The 21,389-nt window shown below is 32.4% G+C and carries 21 protein-coding genes; 11 read left to right on the top strand and 10 right to left on the bottom strand.

From position 1 onward, the window contains the following. Positions 1 to 143: 143 nt before the first annotated feature. The 3 genes from ABD690_RS11830 (at position 144) to ABD690_RS11820 (ending at position 3,814) form a co-directional block, all read left to right on the top strand. Positions 144 to 827 carry a hypothetical protein gene (locus ABD690_RS11830; protein ID WP_344730792.1) on the top strand — a complete coding sequence of 228 codons (684 nt, stop codon included), beginning with the start codon at positions 144 to 146 and terminating at the stop codon, positions 825 to 827. 246 nt (positions 828 to 1,073) lie between these two features. Continuing rightward, positions 1,074 to 1,994, top strand: coding sequence for a hypothetical protein (locus ABD690_RS11825; protein ID WP_344730791.1), 921 nt, complete (start codon positions 1,074 to 1,076; stop codon positions 1,992 to 1,994). Positions 1,995 to 2,242: 248 nt separating this feature from the next. Continuing rightward, complete coding sequence (locus tag ABD690_RS11820; protein ID WP_344730790.1) at positions 2,243 to 3,814, top strand: hypothetical protein; 1,572 nt, start codon at positions 2,243 to 2,245, stop codon at positions 3,812 to 3,814. Between the two features lie 171 nt (positions 3,815 to 3,985). Here ABD690_RS11820 and ABD690_RS11815 read toward each other — a convergent pair whose 3' ends face one another. Both ABD690_RS11815 and ABD690_RS11810 read right to left on the bottom strand, forming a co-directional pair. Continuing rightward, a complete protein-coding gene (locus ABD690_RS11815) occupies positions 3,986 to 4,384 on the bottom strand; it encodes a hypothetical protein (protein ID WP_344730789.1) in 399 nt (132 codons plus the stop codon). Between the two features lie 9 nt (positions 4,385 to 4,393). Beyond that, on the bottom strand, positions 4,394 to 5,077 hold the full coding sequence (locus ABD690_RS11810; RefSeq protein ID WP_344730788.1) for a hypothetical protein: 684 nt from the start codon (positions 5,075 to 5,077) through the stop codon (positions 4,394 to 4,396). A gap of 186 nt (positions 5,078 to 5,263) precedes the next feature. Between ABD690_RS11810 and gloA2 the strand changes: the two genes are divergently transcribed. From gloA2 to ABD690_RS11795, 3 genes are all read left to right on the top strand, one after another. Then, entirely contained in the window at positions 5,264 to 5,650 is a 387-nt protein-coding gene (gene gloA2, locus ABD690_RS11805) for an SMU1112c/YaeR family gloxylase I-like metalloprotein (protein ID WP_344730787.1), read from the top strand. A 159-nt stretch (positions 5,651 to 5,809) separates the two neighbouring features. Further along, positions 5,810 to 6,382: a sugar O-acetyltransferase gene (locus ABD690_RS11800; RefSeq protein ID WP_344730786.1), complete on the top strand. Its 573-nt coding sequence runs from the start codon at positions 5,810 to 5,812 to the stop codon at positions 6,380 to 6,382. Between the two features lie 63 nt (positions 6,383 to 6,445). Then, positions 6,446 to 7,261, top strand: a complete 816-nt coding sequence (locus ABD690_RS11795; RefSeq protein ID WP_344730785.1) for an alpha/beta hydrolase — start codon at positions 6,446 to 6,448, stop codon at positions 7,259 to 7,261. 104 nt (positions 7,262 to 7,365) lie between these two features. Here the strand turns inward: ABD690_RS11795 and ABD690_RS11790 are convergent, their stop codons facing one another. Then, positions 7,366 to 8,040 (bottom strand): hypothetical protein, encoded by a 675-nt coding sequence (locus tag ABD690_RS11790; protein ID WP_344730784.1) that lies wholly within the window; start codon positions 8,038 to 8,040, stop codon positions 7,366 to 7,368. Positions 8,041 to 8,210: 170 nt separating this feature from the next. Between ABD690_RS11790 and ABD690_RS11785 the strand changes: the two genes are divergently transcribed. Continuing rightward, positions 8,211 to 9,278 carry a DUF3667 domain-containing protein gene (locus ABD690_RS11785; RefSeq protein WP_344730783.1) on the top strand — a complete coding sequence of 356 codons (1,068 nt, stop codon included), beginning with the start codon at positions 8,211 to 8,213 and terminating at the stop codon, positions 9,276 to 9,278. On the opposite strand, the gene uvrA is transcribed toward ABD690_RS11785, so the two are convergent. Continuing rightward, positions 9,275 to 12,055 carry an excinuclease ABC subunit UvrA gene (gene uvrA / locus ABD690_RS11780; RefSeq protein ID WP_344730782.1) on the bottom strand — a complete coding sequence of 927 codons (2,781 nt, stop codon included), beginning with the start codon at positions 12,053 to 12,055 and terminating at the stop codon, positions 9,275 to 9,277. The two genes, ABD690_RS11785 and uvrA, sit on opposite strands and share 4 nt — an antisense overlap. A 237-nt stretch (positions 12,056 to 12,292) precedes the next feature. Here uvrA and ABD690_RS11775 point away from each other — a divergent pair, with 237 nt between their 5' ends. Continuing rightward, positions 12,293 to 12,877 carry an RNA polymerase sigma factor gene (locus tag ABD690_RS11775; RefSeq protein ID WP_344730781.1) on the top strand — a complete coding sequence of 195 codons (585 nt, stop codon included), beginning with the start codon at positions 12,293 to 12,295 and terminating at the stop codon, positions 12,875 to 12,877. Positions 12,878 to 13,124: 247 nt separating this feature from the next. Here the strand turns inward: ABD690_RS11775 and ABD690_RS11770 are convergent, their stop codons facing one another. Continuing rightward, complete coding sequence (locus ABD690_RS11770) at positions 13,125 to 13,781, bottom strand: endonuclease III domain-containing protein (RefSeq protein WP_344730780.1); 657 nt, start codon at positions 13,779 to 13,781, stop codon at positions 13,125 to 13,127. A 125-nt stretch (positions 13,782 to 13,906) separates the two neighbouring features. Here ABD690_RS11770 and bcp point away from each other — a divergent pair, with 125 nt between their 5' ends. Then, positions 13,907 to 14,359 (top strand): thioredoxin-dependent thiol peroxidase, encoded by a 453-nt coding sequence (gene bcp, locus ABD690_RS11765; RefSeq protein ID WP_344730779.1) that lies wholly within the window; start codon positions 13,907 to 13,909, stop codon positions 14,357 to 14,359. A 34-nt stretch (positions 14,360 to 14,393) separates the two neighbouring features. Here bcp and ABD690_RS11760 read toward each other — a convergent pair whose 3' ends face one another. Next, positions 14,394 to 15,848: a TonB-dependent receptor gene (locus ABD690_RS11760; RefSeq protein WP_344730778.1), complete on the bottom strand. Its 1,455-nt coding sequence runs from the start codon at positions 15,846 to 15,848 to the stop codon at positions 14,394 to 14,396. Positions 15,849 to 15,940: 92 nt separating this feature from the next. Here ABD690_RS11760 and ABD690_RS11755 point away from each other — a divergent pair, with 92 nt between their 5' ends. Together ABD690_RS11755 and ABD690_RS11750 are read left to right on the top strand one after the other, a co-directional pair. Then, positions 15,941 to 16,702, top strand: a complete 762-nt coding sequence (locus ABD690_RS11755) for an MBL fold metallo-hydrolase (protein ID WP_344730777.1) — start codon at positions 15,941 to 15,943, stop codon at positions 16,700 to 16,702. Further along, entirely contained in the window at positions 16,702 to 17,211 is a 510-nt protein-coding gene (locus tag ABD690_RS11750) for a hydrolase (protein ID WP_344730776.1), read from the top strand. Before ABD690_RS11755 ends, ABD690_RS11750 begins: the two co-directional genes overlap by 1 nt. On the opposite strand, the gene ABD690_RS11745 is transcribed toward ABD690_RS11750, so the two are convergent. From ABD690_RS11745 to ABD690_RS11730, 4 genes are read right to left on the bottom strand one after another with little or no spacing between them, the layout of a single operon-like run. Next, positions 17,208 to 17,858, bottom strand: a complete 651-nt coding sequence (locus ABD690_RS11745; protein ID WP_344730774.1) for an alpha/beta hydrolase — start codon at positions 17,856 to 17,858, stop codon at positions 17,208 to 17,210. The two genes, ABD690_RS11750 and ABD690_RS11745, sit on opposite strands and share 4 nt — an antisense overlap. 9 nt (positions 17,859 to 17,867) lie before the next feature. Then, positions 17,868 to 18,194 (bottom strand): DUF4870 domain-containing protein, encoded by a 327-nt coding sequence (locus tag ABD690_RS11740; protein ID WP_344730773.1) that lies wholly within the window; start codon positions 18,192 to 18,194, stop codon positions 17,868 to 17,870. A gap of 5 nt (positions 18,195 to 18,199) precedes the next feature. Continuing rightward, positions 18,200 to 19,453 carry a dihydroorotase gene (locus tag ABD690_RS11735; protein ID WP_344730772.1) on the bottom strand — a complete coding sequence of 418 codons (1,254 nt, stop codon included), beginning with the start codon at positions 19,451 to 19,453 and terminating at the stop codon, positions 18,200 to 18,202. Further along, positions 19,450 to 21,372 (bottom strand): BatA domain-containing protein, encoded by a 1,923-nt coding sequence (locus ABD690_RS11730; protein ID WP_344730771.1) that lies wholly within the window; start codon positions 21,370 to 21,372, stop codon positions 19,450 to 19,452. Before ABD690_RS11730 ends, ABD690_RS11735 begins: the two co-directional genes overlap by 4 nt. Positions 21,373 to 21,389 lie beyond the last annotated feature (17 nt).

The raw sequence follows: 21,389 nt of genomic DNA, 5'->3' as shown, positions 1-21,389 counted from the left end.
TACAAAAATTTACTAACGTACAGTTCGCACTTCGTGCTCGTGTCTCTCGGACTTTCTATCTGTGATTTATTTGCTAACTTTAGTGCTTAAACACGCAACGTATCATATACAAAACCATTAGCTACCATTACCAAAAATGATAAATGAATAAAATTGAATTAAATGTTGCCTCTCGTGGACTTTATCTACTCCATTATTTGGGGTCGCCCATTCTAGCTGCTATTGCAACAATTCCTCTATTTAAGTTATTTGATGATTTGAATAAGCTTTCATTTATAGTCATTTATGGCGGAGTTTGGTATATAACTAGTCGATTTACTAAAAAAATACCCAATGGACAGGTAGAGCTTGAAATGAAAGAAGACGGTATTCAAGTTAATTGGCAAAAACAATTTTTACTACATAATAAAAGTGACCAGTTAATAAAGTGGCAAAATATCAAAGATTATATGTTCCAGCCTGAACAGTATTTTGACCTCTTAAGAATTCGTACAAAAGACAAAAAGAAATATAAATTCTCAATGATCGGAGAAAATAATGACTTTCCTTTTTTCTATGAAAAATTGGAAGAAACGATAAAGTCCAAATCAACCGATGATTCAATAGAAATAAAACGAGCCAAGAATATTTACGAAAGCAATTACGGACTGATATCAGCAATTTTTATGGGATTAGTTATCATAGCCGTTGTAATTGCCTTTATCTTTATTGAACCAAAAGGTAATTCTAGTCCAAATTATGGGCTATTGGTTGCTTCTCTAGCAGGTGGGATATTCTTTATAATTCAAGTAATCAGTTATAGAAAGAAAAATAAAAACGATAGCTAACAAAGTACTGTGGTAAAAAACAAGTAAAAACTAACTAATTTTTGGCTAAAGTACTTTTATAAGCATCATCATATATCAATCCTGATTTTGCTAGTTCTAGCCTACTTACAAAAATTCACCAACGTACAGTTCGCACTTCGTGTTCGTGTCTCTCGGACTTTCTATCTGTGATTTATTTGCTAACTTTAGTGTTTAAACACGCAACGAAACCATAGCCAAACCCGTTGTACACAATTAAACAGGACTATGAAAAAATCAACATTAACTAATCTAATTGTACTTTTAATGTGTTGTTTATCAACTCAATTAAAAGGTCAAGAATCTTGGATTGACACTTCTATTCATAGTGGATTAATTGAACTGAAAACTGATTACACTTTTAAAATTTTGGTTTCAAATGATTCAATTAAAACCACAACAGAGACTCTTAACAACCTTAACAAGGCTAAACTATATTTTGACAAAATTTTTCAGACTGATTTAAATTTTGTTGTCTTATTTATTGAAAATAGAGAGTGGAGTAAATACGCTTATTTTCCACCACCTGGTTTACCTCAAGCTGGAAAAGGAAATATAATACTTGGACTGGATAAATCAATAATTTCAATGGAAGTGGAAAAAATGATTTCCCAACTACCTGAACAATATTTGACTTCATTAAAGACTGTTTACGGAGAGAATATAGATTTAGACCTCTTTTATCGAGAGACCTTATCAATTCACGAATTAGCTCATCTTTATCATTTTAAAGAAGGAACTAAACCTCAAAGAAAATGGTTACAAGAATTATTTGCGACATTGAGTATGTATTCTTTCATAAAAGAAAAATTGAATTCATCTTACCCGTTGATGAACACGTATCCTGAATTCGTAATACAATCTGGAGATAGAATGGTCGAATTTAAAACTCTCAATGATTTTGAAGAAAAATATGTCCAAAAGCTAACGCCTCAAAACTATGAATGGTTTCAAATGCAACTTTATCAAAACGCAAAATCAATATTAGATTCAAATAAAACTGATATTTTAATAAAACTTCGAGAGTTTTTAATAAATACAGACTTAAGTAAAACAAAAGTTCTTACTGACTCGGAATTATCAACTCGATTAGAAAAAGAAGTTGGAAAAGAAATAGCTGATATTTTAACTAACTGGAAATATAAATAACTGTTGCCAACAATAGCTATAAGTAATTACTTGTTCTAGCCTACTTCTGACACGAGCAAAGCGAACTGGCGAAGCAAAATCCTCGCGGATTTTCTATTCAGTTTTTATTTACTACCAGCCTAACACACAAATAACCTTAAAACCAGATCAGTTTTTAAGAATTTTAACTATTTTAGAGGTATAAACATAATATAGATAAACACAATAGTGTGTTTATACAATTGTTGTGGTGCATATAAAAAAACGAAATGAGAGTTGAATTTTTAGGACACGGACTTCATAAAGACCATACCAATACGGTTGGACATTATATGATTGATTCGTTTAAAAATGATGACTACTACTCTTTTGTTGGGTTTTCTGCTTTTACGAAAATGTCAGGAATAAACCGAATTAAGAAAGAACTACTTGAAGCTTCTAAAAAATTTAAGTCATTAAAGTTCTATCTTGGAATTGTACCAAAAGGAACTTCGAGAGAAGCTCTTCAATTTTTAATCGACAACAACATTGACACTTGGATTTTCTGCACAAGTGACCAAATAATGTTTCACCCAAAAATCTATTTTTTTCAAGGCAAGCACAATTATCGCTTTATTACAGGTTCTTCAAACTTGACAAGTTTTGGACTATTTGATAATATAGAAGCCTCTACATTTTTTGAGTTTTCAAAGAATAATCAGCAAGGGAAAAAATTAGTAAGGCAATTTGAAGAATACTTCGACCCAATTCTCAAAGGAACAGATAAAAACGTTCAAAAATTGACGACAGAAGTTCTTGTTGACTTAGAACAATCAGGTTTCATTTGGCCTGAATCAAAAACAAATGCGGAATTTGAATTTGTAAAGTCAAATAAAAAAGCTTTTGACAAAAGAAAAAAACTGAAGTTCGACAAGGATACTTTAGGCAAAATTGAATCAAAACCACCTTCATACAAAAATGACTCCGATTATATTCCTGCAATAACTGAAGACTACTTGAACTCTTGGCCTGATTTCTTTGAATTATTCAAAGAGTTCAAAAAGGAAAATCGCGATAAAGGAGAAAAATATAGCGTTACAGTTCCAAGAGATTACAAAAACCCTTCACTTTATAATTGGTATCTGAAACAAAAGATTTATCACAAAAATAAAATACTACCAGAAGACCACGAAAAACAACTAAAACAGGAGCATTTTTACTTTGGCGATGCCCACAAGTTGTGGCAAGAATGGAAAGCGGACACTAAATTAAAGTTACTCCAAGAAGCAGTTGATGAAGGAGAAAATATTGGTTTGAGTCAACGATATGAATATAAAGGCGTACGACTTGGCACTTGGATTCAGGGAATAAAAAAAGCCAACAAATCGGGTAAAAAGTTGGATATAATGGAAAAAATAAATGACATACTCGATTTGTCTTCGAAAAGCAGGACACCAATAGATACTGCCACAAGATTTGTCAATGACCTTTTAGAAAGAGAAAATCCGAATAAAGCTAATTTTCAAAATAGATTTAATAGTGCTTTAAGAGATAGAATCGATGAACTCCCTGACGAAATTCAACAAGATATCGTTGATGCTTGGTACTTAGTATTTGACGAAGAACGTCCATTAGGGAGAATTAGAACTCGTCAAAAGGACAGAACGGAAGAATGGAAATCATTTCGCTATAACAAGTCGATTAATCCAGAAGGTATTTGGTCTTTAACCGAATCTAAAATTGGGAATTTATATCATTGGATAAGACAGAAAAGGGAAAATAGAACAAGGATGGAATTGATTAGGAAGAACTTTAACGAACAAGAAAAAAGTGAATTAAGGAGAGAAGGATTTCCAATATGAAAATAAAATACGACACCACAACAACGGCTATACGTAATGCGGGTTTTGGTGCTAAACTTAAAGTAAATGAATATTAAAAAACATAACGGCAAACTGAATGTGAAGTGCATTTTAATCCCGAACTACGCATAGCCAAACCGTTGCCAATTCACGCTTACTCCTAATCAACCATTACAAACTTTTGGTTACCACCACAAAGTTTTGATTAACCATTCCAGAGTTCTGATTAACCATTCCAGAGTTCTGATTAACCGTTCCAGACTTCTGATTAACCGTTCCAGAGTTCTGATTAACCGTTCCAGAGTTCTGATTAGCCATTCCAGAGTTCTGATTAGTCGTTCCAGAGTTCTGATTAGCCATTCCAGAGTTCTGATTAGTCGTTCCAGAGTTCTGATTAACCATTCCAGAGTTCTGATTAACCATTCCAGAGTTCTGATTAACCGTTCCAGAGTTCTGATTAACCATTCCAGAGTTCTGATTAACCGTTCCAGAGTTCTGATTAGCCATTCCAGAGTTCTGATTAACCATTCCAGACTTCTGATTAACCGTTCCAGAGTTCTGATTAACCATTCCAGAGTTCTAATTAGCCATTCCAGAGTTCTGATTAACCGTTCCAGAGTTCTGATTAACCGTTCCAGAGTTCTGATTGATTGGTACAAAGTTCTGATTAGGTGGTACAAAGTTCTGATTGACTGGTACAAAGTTCTGATTGACCACCACAAAGTTCTGATTAACCACCACAAAGTTCTGATTGACCACCACAAAGTTCTGATTGACCACCTCAAAGTTCTGATTAACCACCACAAAGTTCTGATTGATTGGTACAAAGTTCTGATTAGGTGGTACAAAGTTCTGATTAGGTGGTACAAAGTTCTGATTGATTGGTACAAAGTTCTGATTGCTCACCACAAAGTTCTGATTGACCACCGCAAAGTTCTGATTAACCACCGCAAAGTTCTGATTAACCACCGCAAAGTTCTGATTAACCACCGCAAAGTTCTGATTGACCACCACAAAGTTCTGATTAACCACCGCAAAGTTCTGATTGACCACCACAAAGTTCTGATTGACCACCGCAAAGTTCTGATTAACCACCGCAAAGTTCTGATTAACCACCGCAAAGTTCTGATTGACCACCACAAAGTTCTGATTAACCACCGCAAAGTTCTGATTGACCACCACAAAGTTCTGATTGACCACCGCAAAGTTCTGATTGACCACCGCAAAGTTCTGATTGACCACCACAAAGTTCTGATTAACCACCACAAACTTGTCATGCTCAATCCTGTACTGAATTTCATACAGTATGCATGCAACATCTAGGCAACCTTACTAATAATAACAAACAAATGGCCACAGCATATAAACCAATATAAAAACGTTCGTTATCTTTCGGGTGTAGTAAATAATAACCACAATAGTTAAGAATAAGAAACTAGGCACAAAAAAATGAAGATAGAACGGTTACATCATATTGCAATTATTTGTTCAGATTATGAAAAATCAAAGCGTTTTTATACAGAGGTTTTAGGATTTGAAATTAGTCATGAAGTTTATAGAGCAGAGCGAGACTCCTACAAGCTAGATTTATCACTAAACGGCGTGTACCTGATTGAGTTATTTTCTTTTCCAAATCCGCCACAACGCGTATCAAGACCTGAAGCAACAGGCTTGCGCCATATATCATTTGGCGTGAACGATGTTGATGGAACAAGAGATTTTTTGGCATCAAGAGGTGTTGATTCAGAGCCTGTCAGGATTGATGAGTTTACAGGAAAGCGATTTACGTTTTTTAGTGATCCTGATAATTTGCCTATTGAGATTTATGAAATATAATGCCAATAACGTATTATTAAGATTTGAATAATAATAATTCAAAAAATATACACCGATATTAACAAAGCAACAAGAATAACCTGCTTGTTAATGAATAGAGAACTAGTTACTTGCAGTGATAGAAGAAAAATAAGAAATAAATAAATTTTTAATAATAAGGTGACAGAAAAAGAAAAAATGCTAAATGGCGATCATTACAATTCTAGAGACCCAGAGTTGATTGCTATGTACCACAATGCCAGAAAACTTTTAAAACAATACAATAATTTAGATTCAGAATTAGCAGAAACACGAGAGGACATACTACGTGCTCTTTTTGAGTATAAGGGTCCTGATGTTTGGATTGAAACACCCTTTTTTTGTGACTATGGCAAGAATATTTCTATAGGCGCAAATACCTTTGTGAATACCAATTGTATGTTTTTAGACAATAACAAAATAACCATTGGAAAAAACGGTTTAATAGCACCATATGTACAAATTTACACGGCAACACATCCTTTAAAAGCTTCAGAAAGAATCATTACAGAAGGCAATACATCACGCTACCTGACATCAACAAAACCTGTAACTATAGGAGACAATGTTTGGGTAGGAGGTAACTCTGTGATTTTTCCTGGAGTCACCATAGGTAATAATGTAACCATAGGAGCAGGAAGTGTAGTGACTAAAGATGTGCCTGACAATGTTTTAGCTTATGGAAATCCTTGTAAAGTAATTAAAATTTTGTAGTTTTTAGGGTGATAAACTATAAAGAGATTCTCTTATAAATAAGTAAGCTTAAAAGATAGACTTATGAAAAAAATATATGCATTTATTGGTATTTTGGTTTTGCTCGTAAACTGTAAAAGTAAGCAAGCTACGTATCGTGATCCGGTACCAAATCATGATACCATAACAATTGTTTCAAAACATGTAAACGAAACGCGTATTATTAATATTTGGACACCACCAGGATATGACACATCAACAGATAGTTTTCCGGTGTTGTATATGCCAGATGGAGGCGTAAAAGAAGATTTTCCGCATATTGCTAATACATTAAGCAAACTGTTATCAGAAAATAAAATACCACCGTTTATACTGGTTGGTATTGAGAACACAGAACGCGGAAGAGATTTAACAGGAGCTTCAGAAGCAGAAGACGATAAACAATATTGTCCTATAACAGATGGCGCTAAAAATTTTAGAGCATTTATTACAGAAGAGTTAATGCCTGAAATAAACGCAATTTACCGAACTACTAAAGTAAAAGGTATAATAGGAGAGTCGCTTGCTGGACTATTTGTTATGGAAACGTTTTTTGTGCAACCAACAGCATTTAATTTTTACATCGCTATGGATCCGTCGCTTTGGTGGAATAATCATTATTTATCAAGCCATGCAGAAATGTTACTTTCTAAATTGCCTGACACAAAGTTAAAACTTTGGTTTGCAGGTTCTAGTGTTGAAGATATCTCGCAATACACTCGCAGTGTTGAAAAGGCCTTAATAAGCCATGCGCCAGAAACACTTACATGGAAATACGCTGATGAACCAAAAGAGAAACACCATACTATTTTTAGAGCTACTAAAGAAAAAGCGCTTATTTGGTCACTAAATGATAATTAGAAACAGGTTTGTTTCTTTATGCAAAACAAAATCCCAAACAGTCTTAATCAAAAGATTGTCTGGGATTTATCAAATTAACTAACAAAATATATTAAATCTAATACCTACTTTTTACTTGGTGTTTTTCCGTTCTGTTTGTAGTAATAGAAATCTTCATCACTGTCATACCAATTATTAGTATCATAAACTGTGCCATTTTGCGGTGAGTTATACCCAAAAGTTGTATTATTTGTATGGTTTATAAATCCGCTGGTATTAATTACCTGACCCCAATTATTGTAATGTATATATAAACCACCTACTTGAGATAATAAGCCATTAATACGATTATAGCTCATATAAACAGATCCTGCACGTTTTATTTTTCCTGTTCTATCATAATTAATAAATACATTACCAATACGTCTTACTTTACCATCTGTATCATGTTCTATAAGTACGCCAGTATTTCTAGGTTGAGAATATTGCACACGATTTATAACCGTAGTTCTTGGAGCGCCAAATGTTCTGTTTACAGAACTACGTCTTGTAATTGTAGATGTTCTGTAATAAAGATTACCAGAATAGTATGGTGATTGGGTATGCGTGTTAAAATCAAAACTTCCGTCAGGAAAGATTAAGAATTCTACACCACGCTCTACAAACCTTATTGGTTGTGTATAATTATAGCGCGTGTTGATCTCTAAATTGTTTACCAATTTTTCAGACGTTTTTTCTGCTGCTGATACAGTTACCAATCCTATTAGTAATGCTGTAAATAAAAGTCCTAGTTTTTTCATAATATTTAGGTTTTTAGATGATGCCTACTCATTAGCTTTTCGGCTTACGCTATTTGTTTTATTCTTTTCAATTTGCGTGCCAAAAAAATAATAAGCTGATTGTTAGCTATTTGTGTTGTCTGTAAGAACGGTTTTTTTTTATACTTTTATGAGTACCAACAATGCTGATTATGCCAACTAACCAATACACTTGTAAAAACTGTGAAAAATCTTTTGATGTAACTTATAAGTTTTGTCCTTATTGCGGACAAAAATCTAAAGATGAATTAACACTGGGAATTCTGTTTAGTAATACTATTAGTAACTACTTTTCTGTAGATGCACGTTTTTTTAAAAGCTTTATTCCGTTAATGACAAGACCAGGGTATTTGGCAAAGCGTTTTTTAGAAGGTAAGCGCTTGCTGTATTTGCATCCGGCTCAAATGTATTTGTTTATTTCGGTTGTACTTTTCTTCTTGTTTTCATTTATAGCAAATAAGCAAGCAACTCTTTTTGATGCTTCTATTAAGAAAGATTTTGAAAGAGCTAAAGTTGTTATGGACTCTATGTATCAAAAGCCTTTAGATTCTGTTCAGTTTAAGAAATATATGGCACCTTATATAAAAAACAATGAAGATTTAGAGTTGACAAATGCAGAAATAAAATCGCTAGACTCTATCATAAAAACAAGTTCAAGTTCTAAAAGGTCATATAATTTTGCTGGTTTTAATCAAACAGAGGTAGATTCATTATTACGAGTAGGAGCTTCAGATCAAGTTATTTATAAGCATATGGGCCTTGATGATGATGCGGGTTATTTAAAAAGAAAATTTTATGAACAGTTTTTAAAATTTTATAAATATAAAAGTGGCGGTTCTATTCTAAAACGTTTTTATGATACCATCCCGATAGCCATGTTTTTTTTACTACCAATATTTGCATTGTTACTAAAGCTAATGTATTTTAGAAAAGGAGCTTATGCCTATCATTTGGTGTTTAGCTTTTACTTTTTTGCTTATCTATTTACAGTATTTAGCATTTTGGTAGCCTGTAACTTTATATGGTCAAATTTTCCTGTTTGGATAACAGTACTAACTATGTTATCTACCTTTATATACTTATTTATAGGCCTAAAACGTTTTTATGAACAAGGCTGGTTTATAAGCTTTGTAAAAAGTAATGTTATTGTATTAAGTTTTTTTACAATACTTATTCCAATAACACTCTTTTTAGCCTTTTTTGCTTTTTTATATTATTAGAGCTTTTCTTTAAGGTAACTACCTGTAATAGAATTTGCATTAGCAACAATTTCTTCAGGAGTTCCGCTAGCCATAAGTTTACCACCGTTTTCGCCTCCTTCAGGGCCTAGATCTATAATATAGTCGGCACATTTGATAAGTTCTAGGTTGTGCTCGATAACAATAATAGAGTGTCCTTTTTCAATTAAAGCATTAAACGATTTTAATAACTTTTGAATGTCATGAAAATGTAGACCAGTTGTAGGTTCATCAAAGATAAACAGCGCATTATCACTTTTGCTACCTTTTCCTAAAAATGATGCAAGCTTAATACGTTGCGCTTCACCACCAGAAAGTGTTGATGAACTTTGCCCCAATGTAACGTAGCCTAAACCAACATCTTGTAAAGGCTTAAGCTTGTTATGTATTTTACTTTGATCGTGATTGTTGAAGAACGTTATGGCGTCGTCTATTGTCATATTTAAAATATCATCAATAGATTTATCATGAAATGTAACTTCTAAAACCTCCTTTTTAAACCTTTTACCATTACAAGTTTCACAAGTAAGGTGAACGTCGGCCATAAACTGCATTTCAATAGTTACTTCGCCTTCACCTTTACAAGTTTCGCAGCGGCCACCATCAACATTAAAAGAGAAATGTTTTGCTTGGTAGTTTCGTATTTTACTCAATTTTTGGCTAGCAAATAACGAGCGGATATCATCATAAGCTTTAATATATGTTACTGGATTAGAACGAGAAGATCTCCCAATAGGGTTTTGATCTACAAATTCTATATGCTTTATGTTACTAAAGTTGCCTTTTAGTTCACTAAACTGTCCTGGTTTATCTCCAAAATCGGTAAGTTTTTTTTGTAACGCTGGATACACGATTTTTTTAATAAGTGTACTTTTTCCGCTACCAGAAACACCTGTAACAACAGTAAGCATATTAAGAGGAAGCGTAACATTAATGTTTTGTAAATTATTTTCTCTTGCGCCTATTATGTCTATATGATATTTTGATACACGGCGTTTTTTAGGAACATCAATTTGTAAATTACCATTAAGGTATTGCGCTGTTAGTGAGTTTGATGCTAACATATCGCTATATGTACCAGCGGCAACAACTTCACCACCAAAAGTACCTGCTTCTGGACCAATATCTATGATTTCATCAGCATGCTGCATAATATCTTCATCATGCTCTACAACAATTACGGTGTTTCCTAAATCTCGTAATGCTTTTAAAACATCTATAAGTTTTTCGGTGTCTTTTGGGTGTAAGCCAATACTAGGCTCGTCAAGAATATACATAGAACCTACTAAACTACTACCTAAAGAGGTAGCTAGGTTAATACGCTGACTCTCACCTCCAGAAAGCGTGTTTGATTTTCTGTTTAGTGTTAAGTAATTTAAACCTACATTTTCAAGATAGCTTAAACGATTGTTTATCTCTTTAAGTAAGCGTTCAGCAATTTTTAATTCGTGTGAGTTTAACTCCAGGTTTTTAAAAAATGTAATGAGTTTATCTAAAGGCATGTCTACTAAATCGGTAATGGTTTTACCACCAATTTTCACATAATTTGCTTCAGGGCGTAAACGCTTGCCTTGACAGGCTTTACATTTTGTTTTACCACGGTATCGTGATAACATAACACGATTTTGAATTTTGTATGCTTTAGATTCTAATTCAGCAAAAAAACTGTTTAAACCTTCAAAAAACTCATTGCCATCCCAAATAAGTTGTTTATGATTTTCGCTTAACTCAAAATAGGGTTTATGAATAGGGAAATCAAATTTATGAGAGTTGTTTACAAGCATATCTCTGTACCAGCTCATACTGTCTCCGCGCCAAGGAAAAATAGCATTTTCATATACAGAAAGCGCTGTATTAGGTATTACTAAATCTTCATCAATACCAATAATATCTCCATAACCCTCGCATTTAGGACACGCTCCGTAAGGGTTGTTAAAACTAAATAGATGAATATTAGGTTCTAAAAAATCTATACCATCTAGTTCAAATTTGTTACTGAAATGACGTTTTTTATTGTTACTTAACTGTTCAATATAGCATTCGCCTTTACCTTCAAAAAAGGCAGTTTGTATGGCGTCAGCTAGTCTGTTATAAAAATCTTCTTCGTTTTTTGTAATAATCCTATCAACTACAAGAAACACATTTTCAAGGGGTTTATCTATGGCGTCTTCAATTCTAAAAACCTCATTGTTTACTTGTATTCTTGCATAACCTTGTTGTTGTAAGACCTTTAATTTTTCAGGCATGGTACGACCTTCTTCAAGATGAATAGGCGCGAGTAGTAGTAGCTTTTCTCTTTCAGTAAATGTTTTAACAAAAGCTAATACATCTGCAACCGTATCTTTTTTTACTTCGTCACCAGATTTTGGAGAGTATGTTTTACCAATTCTAGCAAATAATAATTTTAAATAATCGTAAATTTCTGTAGTCGTACCTACTGTAGATCTTGGATTTGTAGAGTTTACTTTTTGTTCTATGGCAATGGCAGGAGCAATTCCTTTTATGTAATCAACTTTTGGTTTATTAAGACGTCCTAAAAACTGACGCGCATAACTAGATAAACTTTCAACATACCGGCGTTGTCCTTCGGCATATAACGTATCAAAAGCTAAACTAGATTTACCAGAACCAGAAAGCCCAGTAATAACCACTAATTTATTTCTAGGAATAACAACATCAATATTTTTAAGGTTGTGCAGTTTAGCACCTTTAATGATAATATTGGTTTTAGGGTTTACTTCAGAAATATTTGTAGCCATAGTAATTATAGAAGATAATTGCGCAAAGATACTACAAGATTATTAGCTTAAAAAATAGATAGATTAGCATTTTTTTTAAGAAAATTTTAAATAATTTTTGCTTTTTAGAAATGAATGTTGTTATATTTGAATCATATAAATCTAAAAATCATATAAGTAGCCTATAGCATACAATTACTTTTTTTGACATTTTTAACCCAAGCCATAGATGTATATCTATGTTAAAAAGTAATGATTATGCACAACGAACTTATCTCAGACGCTACTTTAGTTAGTAATTACCTTAAAGGTAATGAAAAGGCATTAGAAACACTTATAACTAGACACAAGCAACGTATTTATAGCTTTATTTACTCAAAAGTTTATGATAGAGATATTGCTGAAGATATTTTTCAGGATACCTTTATTAAGGTTATAAAAACTTTAAAGTTAGGGAAGTATAATGAAGAAGGAAAATTTTTACCTTGGGTAATGCGCATATCTCACAATTTGGTGATAGATTATTTTAGAAAAAATAATAGAATGCCAAAATTTAGCAATACAGGAGATTTTAATATTTTTTCGGTGATAAGTGATAGTGCATTAGATGCAGAGAAAAGTATTATAAAAAACCAAGTAGAAAGTCATGTGCGTCGTGTTATAGAAGAGTTACCAGAAGACCAAAAGGAGGTTTTGGTAATGCGTATGTATAATGATATGAGCTTTAAAGAAATATCAGAAAAAACAGGTGTAAGTATTAATACCGCACTAGGAAGAATGCGCTATGCACTAATAAATATGAGAAAAATAATAGATAAGCACAATATCATATTAACGAATTAGTAATTTTTTAATTTTAAATACAATAAACTAAATTTATAGGCGTTAAGTAAAGTGTATAACCCAATAATTATTTAAATGGCAAAACTTTACTCAAAAAAAACTCCTCAAATTCAAACTGATTTAAATCCAAAAGAAGAAACGGTTAATTTTCTTCTTAATTATTCGAAGGCTTTAAGTGTTATAAATTGTAATAAGATGAAGTTTGAAGCACTTCTCAACTAAACTTTGAAAAAGTCCTGATTAGTCGTCAGGACTTTTTTTTGTAATAATCATTTATCACAGTTTTACGACCTATCGTTTTTGTAATAATATCCTTATCAAGATTCCAACCACGAGCAGGCGAATACTCACGACCATACCAAATAATTTGTAAGTGCAAGTCGTTCCATAATGCTTCAGGAAATAAGCGTTTAGCATCTTTTTCAGTTTGTACAACGTTTTTACCATTGGTAAACCCCCAACGATACATAAGCCTATGAATGTGAGTGTCTACAGGAAAAGCTGGAATACCAAAAGCTTGAGATAAAACAACGGCTGCAGTTTTATGTCCTACCGCAGGCAAAGCCTCAAGTGCTTCATATGTTTTTGGAACTTCACCGTTATGTTTATCAATTAAAATTTGTGATAAACCATGAATGCCTTTACTTTTCATAGGAGATAATCCTACGGGTTTTATAATCTCTCTTATTTCATCCACAGTTAATTTTATCATGTCATAAGGATTATCTGCCTTTTCAAATAGTAGTGGTGTTATTTGGTTAACACGAACATCTGTGCTTTGAGCAGACATTAAAACAGCTATTAATAAGGTGTAAGGATCTTTATGGTCTAAAGGAATAGGAATGGTAGGATATAATTCCTTTAACGTATTTATAACAAAATCTACTTTTTCTTGTTTGGTCATAGTTGTATTTTTACTCAATAATAGAGACTTTTATAACTACAGAGCTATTACTATAGTTATAATATTTTTACAATGCCTTGTGTATTTCAAGGCTATTTATAATAAAAAATCAAAGTTACATAAATATGACAAGTTTAAAAATAGGAGACAAAGCTCCAGAGTTTTCAGCACAAGATCAAGATGGAAATACAATTTCTTTAAGTGATTACAAAGGAAAAAAATTAGTAGTTTTCTTTTATCCTAAAGCAAGTACACCTGGATGTACAGCAGAAGCATGTAATTTAAGTGATAACTACGACCGTTTTAAAGCCCAAGGTTATGATATAATAGGCGTAAGTGCAGATAGTGCTAAACGTCAATCTAATTTTAAAAACAAGTATGGTTTTCCTTATCCGCTTTTAGCAGATGAAGATAAAACGGTAATTAATGCTTTTGGTGTTTGGGGGCCTAAAAAGTTTATGGGACGTGAATATGATGGTATTCACAGAACAACTTTTATTATTGATGAACAAGGTGTTATTGAGGATATAATTTCTAAAGTAAAAACCAAAGAGCATACAAGCCAAATATTAAAATAAAAAAAGCGACCTTTTGGTCGCTTTTTTTATTGTTTTATTCATCTCTAAAAACTTCTTCAACTTCGCAACCAAAGAGGCTTTTTTCTTTAATTAATTTAGAAACACCTTCTGGTAGCATAGCTTCCCATCCGTCTTCGCCTTCATTTATCATTTTTAAAACTGTTCTAGAAAAAACAGAAAGGTTTGACATATTGTAATCGCTAATATCTACGACTTTTCCATTGTATTTAAAGAATTTATATAATTCTTTCATACGCGGATGTACTTTTAAATTCTCACTGTTTGTAATGGTACCATCGTCATTTTGCATTGGGTATAAGTACACGCGTAAGTCTTTAAAGAAGAGTTTACCAAAGGCTTCAAGAATACCTCCACTTAAATGACGGTAGTATTTTTCATCAAAAATATCAACTAAATTGTTTACGCCCATAGCAAGTCCCATACGACTTTTTGTGTATTGAGAGAAGTACTCAACCAGTTTGTAATATTCTTGAAAGTTTGAAATTAATACGGTTTGACCTAAAGAACAAAGTAGTTTGGCACGATCCATAAAGTCTTGCTCGTCAATCTCTCCTTCAGCACGAAGGTTTGAAAGCGTAATTTCAAACACAACTTGTGTTTTTTCTTCATCTACTTTATTTTCTTTTATAAACATGTCATAAGATTTCTTAAACATGTCCATATTGACTTTGGTTACAGGTCTAAAACTTCCTCTTAATGCTAATATGTTTCTTTTGTAAAGTACAGCAGCAGGAAGTACGTTGTTACCATCTGGGGCAAACATTACGGCATCTGTCATACCATTTTTAACAAGTTGTAAACTCATTAAACGGTTATCTACATCTTCAAAAACAGGTCCAGAAAAATTTATTGTATCAATTTCTAATTGATCTTTATCAAGGTGATCATATAAATATCGTAAAAGCTTTTTAGGCTCATTATACTTATAAAAAGCACCATAAATTAAGTTTGTACCTAAAATACCTAACGTTTCTTGTTGTAGTCTTGCATCATTTTCTTTAAAACGAATATGAAGAATGATTTCGTTATATTCCTTTTCATTAGGATCAATTTGATAACGAATTCCAACCCAACCATGACCTTTGTATTTTTTAGCAAAGTCTATGGTTGCTACCGTGTTAGCATATGAGAAATATAATTTATTAGGATGCTTTTCACGAATTAATCGCTGTTCTATAAGATTGATTTCATGAGTTAACATTTTTCGTAATCGCGCTTCAGTTACATAGCGTTTATCATCTTCAATACCATAAATAGCATCACTAAAATCTTTATCATAAGCAGACATTGCTTTTGCGATAGTTCCTGATGCACCACCAGCTCTAAAAAACTGACGTACAGTTTCTTGACCTGCGCCTATTTCGGCAAAGGTACCATAGATGTTTTCGTTTAGGTTAATACGAAGTGCTTTTGTTTTAAGCGAAGGAATCTCATCAAACTCTCTGTCTCCTTTTAAGGTAATTTCCATATGTAAACCGGGATTAAATCTTTATCACAAAGGTATTAAAATAGCAGGTGAAACAAAATAAATAGTTTATTTTTGTTACAAAATTAACACGTTTGAAAGTTACTTTTTTAGGAACAGGAACATCTCAAGGGATTCCAGTTATTGGAAGCTCTCACCCAGTATGTCTAAGCGAAAATCCAAAAGATAAACGCTTACGAGTTTCTGTATTGATAGAATGGGAAGACTTTGCTTATGTAATAGATTGTGGTCCAGATTTTAGGCAACAAATGTTACGCGCTAATTGCAGCAAAATAGATGGAATTATTTTTACGCACGAGCATGCAGACCATACTGCAGGTTTAGATGATATTAGACCGTTTGTGTTTAAGCAAGGAGATTTGCCAATTTATGTTCATGAGCGAGTTTTAAAAGCACTAGAAACTCGATTTAATTATATATTTGAAACTGAAAATAGATATCCTGGAGCACCAAGTGTGTTGCCACATGTTATAGAAAATAAGCCTTTTCAGTTAGGAAATATGAATGTTATTCCAATTGAGGGAACACATTATCAAATACAAGTGTTTGGTTTTAGGTTTGACAAATTTGCTTATTTAACAGATATGAAGTTTGTTGAAGAAGTAGAAATTGAAAAACTAAAAGGCGTAGATGTTTTAGTAATAAATGCATTGAGAGAAACCGAGCATATATCTCATTTTAGTTTAAGTGAAGCCTTAGAGTTTATAGATAAAGTAAAACCCAAACGTGCTTATTTAACGCATATAAGTCACTTGTTAGGTTTCCATGATGAGGTACAACAAAAGTTGCCAGAAAACGTTTTTTTAGCTTACGATAATTTACAAATTACCATATAATGAAGAATAGAATATTTATGTACTTGTTTATTTTTTCACTGTTACTTGTATTGTTTCAGTATGTAAACTCAAAACATATTTTAGAAGACTACGAGAAAAAGCTTGATAGAAAAGTATTACGAGAAGAAAAATACGCAGATACCATTAATCAATTGCGTGATAAAATTTTAGTCGCTTCAGAATTTTCTATTGAAAATAGCGAACAAGCCATGACTTTTTATGAAAACAAAGGGTATAGAATAGATGAGTTAGTGCCTTTTATAAAAGATCAGATGTATGATTTGAATACGGTAAAAGGTGATGAACACCCATTAATACCTTATGCTGCTATGTCTGGTAATGGCGGACGAATGCTAATAGATCATATTAGACTATTAAATCATGAGTGGATTATAGCCAATTTTTCTGATGGAAAATATTGGGGAGAACTTCTTGTAAAATATGAGCTTACAGACAATAAGCAATTAAAATTTAATGTATTGGATTCATTTTTATATCCAACTAATTAAATTTTTGAAACCAACCAATCTTTAAGTTCATAAAAATTTTGAGGGGCAACACCATGTCCCACAGGAAATTCAGAGTAGGTATGTTTAATAGATAAAGCATCTAAAAATTTAGGTGCTTTACGAGCCCAATCTACTGGAATTACTTGGTCTACACTACCATGCGAACAGTAAAAATTTAATTGACTGTAGTCGTAATCTTGTGGGTTATCAGGAATTATATTAGGGTTTATGTAACCGCTTAAAGCAACAATATTCTTTATTTTTTCAGGGTAGGTAAGTGCTACTGCATAACTTAAAATAGTGCCTTGACTAAACCCTAAAAGCGATACATTGTTTTTATTTACAGGATACACATTACAGGCTTCTTCTATAAAAGTAGCAATAGCATCTCGCGAAGTTTTAGCTTGTTCATCATCACTCCATTTTCCTTGTTCAGCATCAAAATTTATGGCATACCAAGCATTTCCGTAAGGCTCTAAAGGATAAGGAGCGCGAACAGAAATGATAAACAACTCTTCAGGTAATTCTGATGCGAACGAAAATAAATCGTTTTCGTCACTACCATAACCATGACACATAATAAGTAGTGGTGCATTTTCTTTTAAAGTTGAAGGTCTTGTGATATGAAATAATGATAAATCTGCCATTGTATTAGTTTAGTTTATGTTTTTAAACCAGTCTTGAAAATAGTCACCTATATAAGGAATGGGTTTTGCTTGTTTACTTATAGCATAATATATACCAAATAGCCAACAAACAAAGGTTATAGTCCAAAATGTAGTGCCTAACCAACTATTTACGTATTTCTCAACGATGTTAGATGTTATTAGCATTAAAATCAAGCCTAGCATTTGCCTAATATGAAAATAAGTAAATGGGTTGCGTTTTTCTAAATTCATAATTATAGCTATAATCAAACCAATGAAAGTGAAATAGCTAACAATAGCCAGTGTGCGACCATTGTTTATAGTTTGTTCTGTCATGATTATTAATTTAAAACAAGTTTATTATTTGAAATTATACCGTAAGTTTTTCCTTTGAGTTTGTAGTTTTCAAAAATGGCATTTTTTGATGTAGATAACATATCGTCTTTACTAAAAGTATACACTGTAGTTGGATTAAATAGTGTAATATTAGCTTTGTTTCCTACTTGTATAGGAGCTGTTTCTATACCAAAACGTTCACTGCCTTTTGTAAGTAAATCGATTGATTTTTTTGTTGTGAAAACAGATTGTAACGCACCAAAAGCAGATTCTAAACCAATGGTTCCATAAGCAGCATAATCAAACTCAATTTTTTTGTGTTCTACGTCAATAGGGTTGTGGTCGCTAGTCACCATATCTATGGTACCGTCTTTTAAACCTTCAATAAGCGCTAAAGTATCTGTTTCTGTTCGTAAGGGAGGTAATACTTTATAACGCGTATCAAAAGATTCTAAAACGCTATCTGTTAAAACGATATTATGAATTGCCACACTACAACTTACGTCAAGTTTTTTCTTTTTTGCATCTCTGATAAGAGCTACAGATTTTGCGGTTGAAATAGTAGGTATATGTAATTTACCACCTGTGTATTCTAATAAAAATAAGTCTCTAGCTATTTGCAGCTCTTCAGCTAAAGCAGGATTTCCATTGAGTCCTAAAGTAGTACTTGTTATGTGTTCATTCATAACACCATCTCTAGAAATTTTAGATTCTTGAGGAAAAGCAAATACCAAACCACCAAAATTACTTGCATATTGAAGTGCAATTTTCATAAGGTTAGGATCACTAATAGGCTTTTGGTAGTCATAAAAACCAATAGCGCCTGCTGTTGTCATGTCATACAATTCAGCTAATGCTTCACCTTGACTATTTTTTGTTAAAGCACCAAGAGGATGTAAGTTTACAGCATGCCCTTGAGATTTTGATTTTAAAAAAGAAATATCGGCATAGCTATCTATAACTGGATTTGTATTGGTGTTTACAATAACATTTGTAAATCCGGAATGAGCAGCTGTTTTTAATCCGTTTGCAATAGTTTCACGTTCTTCATAGCCTGGCTCACCAAAACTAACACTGCTGTCAAACCAACCTTGAGAAACATGTAAATTATCTAAAGAAATTTCTTTGTAGTTATTCTTATTTTTTATGGTTTTTGAAATATTGGTAATTGTACCATTTTCAATTAAGATATCAACAGTTTCATTGTGATAGTCACTTTTAGAATCAACTATAGTGGCAGATTTTAAGAGTACGTTCATTTAAAATATTTTAAGATGAGCATTTCAAAAATTAAAAAAGCTAGCGCAAAAATAACAAACCATTTCCATAGCTCGTTAACTTTTGAATTACTTTTTATCGTGTTAAACACCTTTGTTAAATCGTGAGAGATATTTATTTGCTCTAAAGCAGATAGGTTTTGATAAGTCATATTACTTTCGTTTCTATCATAATTATAACTCACATATTTAACTAGTTCTTTATTATTCATTAAATTATAAACTCCAGATATATCAGGGGTTTCGAAGGTAGTAACAGCTACTTTGTTATTATAATATTGTTGCTGCGGAATAATGCTTATAGACTCTTGTTCTAGTTTTAAAACAGCATCTTGAGATAAGTTTACAGCAACGTCGTAGGTGTTTTCTTTTCCTATGGTATAATATATGTTTGGTGTTTTTAAGCTTTGTTTACCAATGTTGTAAAATGTAGGCACTATAAGTGGCGAACTAGAAAAATTAGAGTTTTCAGTGTTTAAAGCCGCAGTGAATAAAAACAGATTGTTTTGTTGTACTAAAAATGGTTGTCCATCTTCAAAAGAAAGCGCTGAAGTAGTGCTACCAGAAGCTACAGTATAAAAACTAGAAACTTTAGGATATTGAAAATTATCAACTTTATTGTCAAATACATTTCCAAACAGCGGATGCGCATAATTTATTGTAGTAACGCGTTTTTCAAAATTTCCTAATGCATTTAGTTTAATATTATTGGTAGCTAAAAATGTGTTGTAACTTGGAATTTCAGCATTTTGAGAATTTATAACAACCACAAACCCACCATTGTTTTGAAACTCGTTTAATGCTCTAGAAAGTGCTTCTGGTATGGTTCTTAATTCGTTTAAAATAATAAGATTTTGCTTTGTGATGTTGCTATAATTTAATGAACCTAAACTGGTATTCGTGTAGTTAAATTCATCATCAGAGTAAATACGACTCAAAAAACTATCTGTAACATCACTAATAGCTAGCACTTGTATTTTTGAAGGTTTATTAATGCTGAAATAGCAACTGTTATCAAATTGAAGCGCTGTATCGTCTATTGTAATATGGCCTTTTATGGTTGTATTGTTAGGGATTTCAAAAGTAGTAGTAGCTTCATTTTTAATGGATACCGATGTTTTGGCGATAAGCATCGTATCATTGTATAATGATACTGGTAAATTTTCAATTTCTGAACCAGAGTTTTTTAGTGTAACTGTTAGTGTGGTATTGGTAGCTGTAGTTTTTGAAATGTATAAACTATCTATGCTAACATTATTAATGGTTTCAGGTTTTAGTTGAACAGCATGAATATTGATTAAAGAGTCTTTTGCAGGGATAAAAGTTTTGTCTTTTTCTTGAAAATCAGAAATAAATATGAGGTGTTTTAGACTATTACTGTTTTTACTAAACGCGTTTTTACTCTTTATTAAAGCAGCTTCATAAGTTAGTTGATTGGGTGTGTAATTAAGCTGAAGTAAATCGTTTTTAATGGTTTTTATTTGTGTGTTTCTAAACGTTTCATTGTTTGTTATCAGAGTAATGTTTTCATTATCTGGTGTATTGTCTATAATATCTTGAACAGCACGTTTTAAAAGTTCACCTTGCTTTCCTTTGGCCTGCATGCTAAAGGAATTGTCTAAATAAATAACAGTCTCGTTAGTTGTGTTAAAACTGTTTTTATTTGAAGTATAAGGTTGCGCGAAAGCCAATATGATACAAGCAAAAAGCAATAAACGAGTAATAAGGGTAAGCCACTTTTTTATTTGAGAGCTTTTTCTGGTTTGTTGTTTTACATTTTTTAAAAAAGCAACATTGGTAAAGGCTACTTTTTTGAATCGACGTAGTTGAAATAAATGAATAATTATTGGAATGATGAGCAAAAATAGCGCATAGAGAAGTTCGGGATGTTTAAACTGCATTCCTAAATGGGTTTATT

It is taken from the genome of Corallibacter vietnamensis, assembly GCF_039537875.1.
Lineage (GTDB): Bacteria > Bacteroidota > Bacteroidia > Flavobacteriales > Flavobacteriaceae > Corallibacter > Corallibacter vietnamensis.
This window is presented reverse-complemented; position numbering and strand designations above follow the sequence as displayed.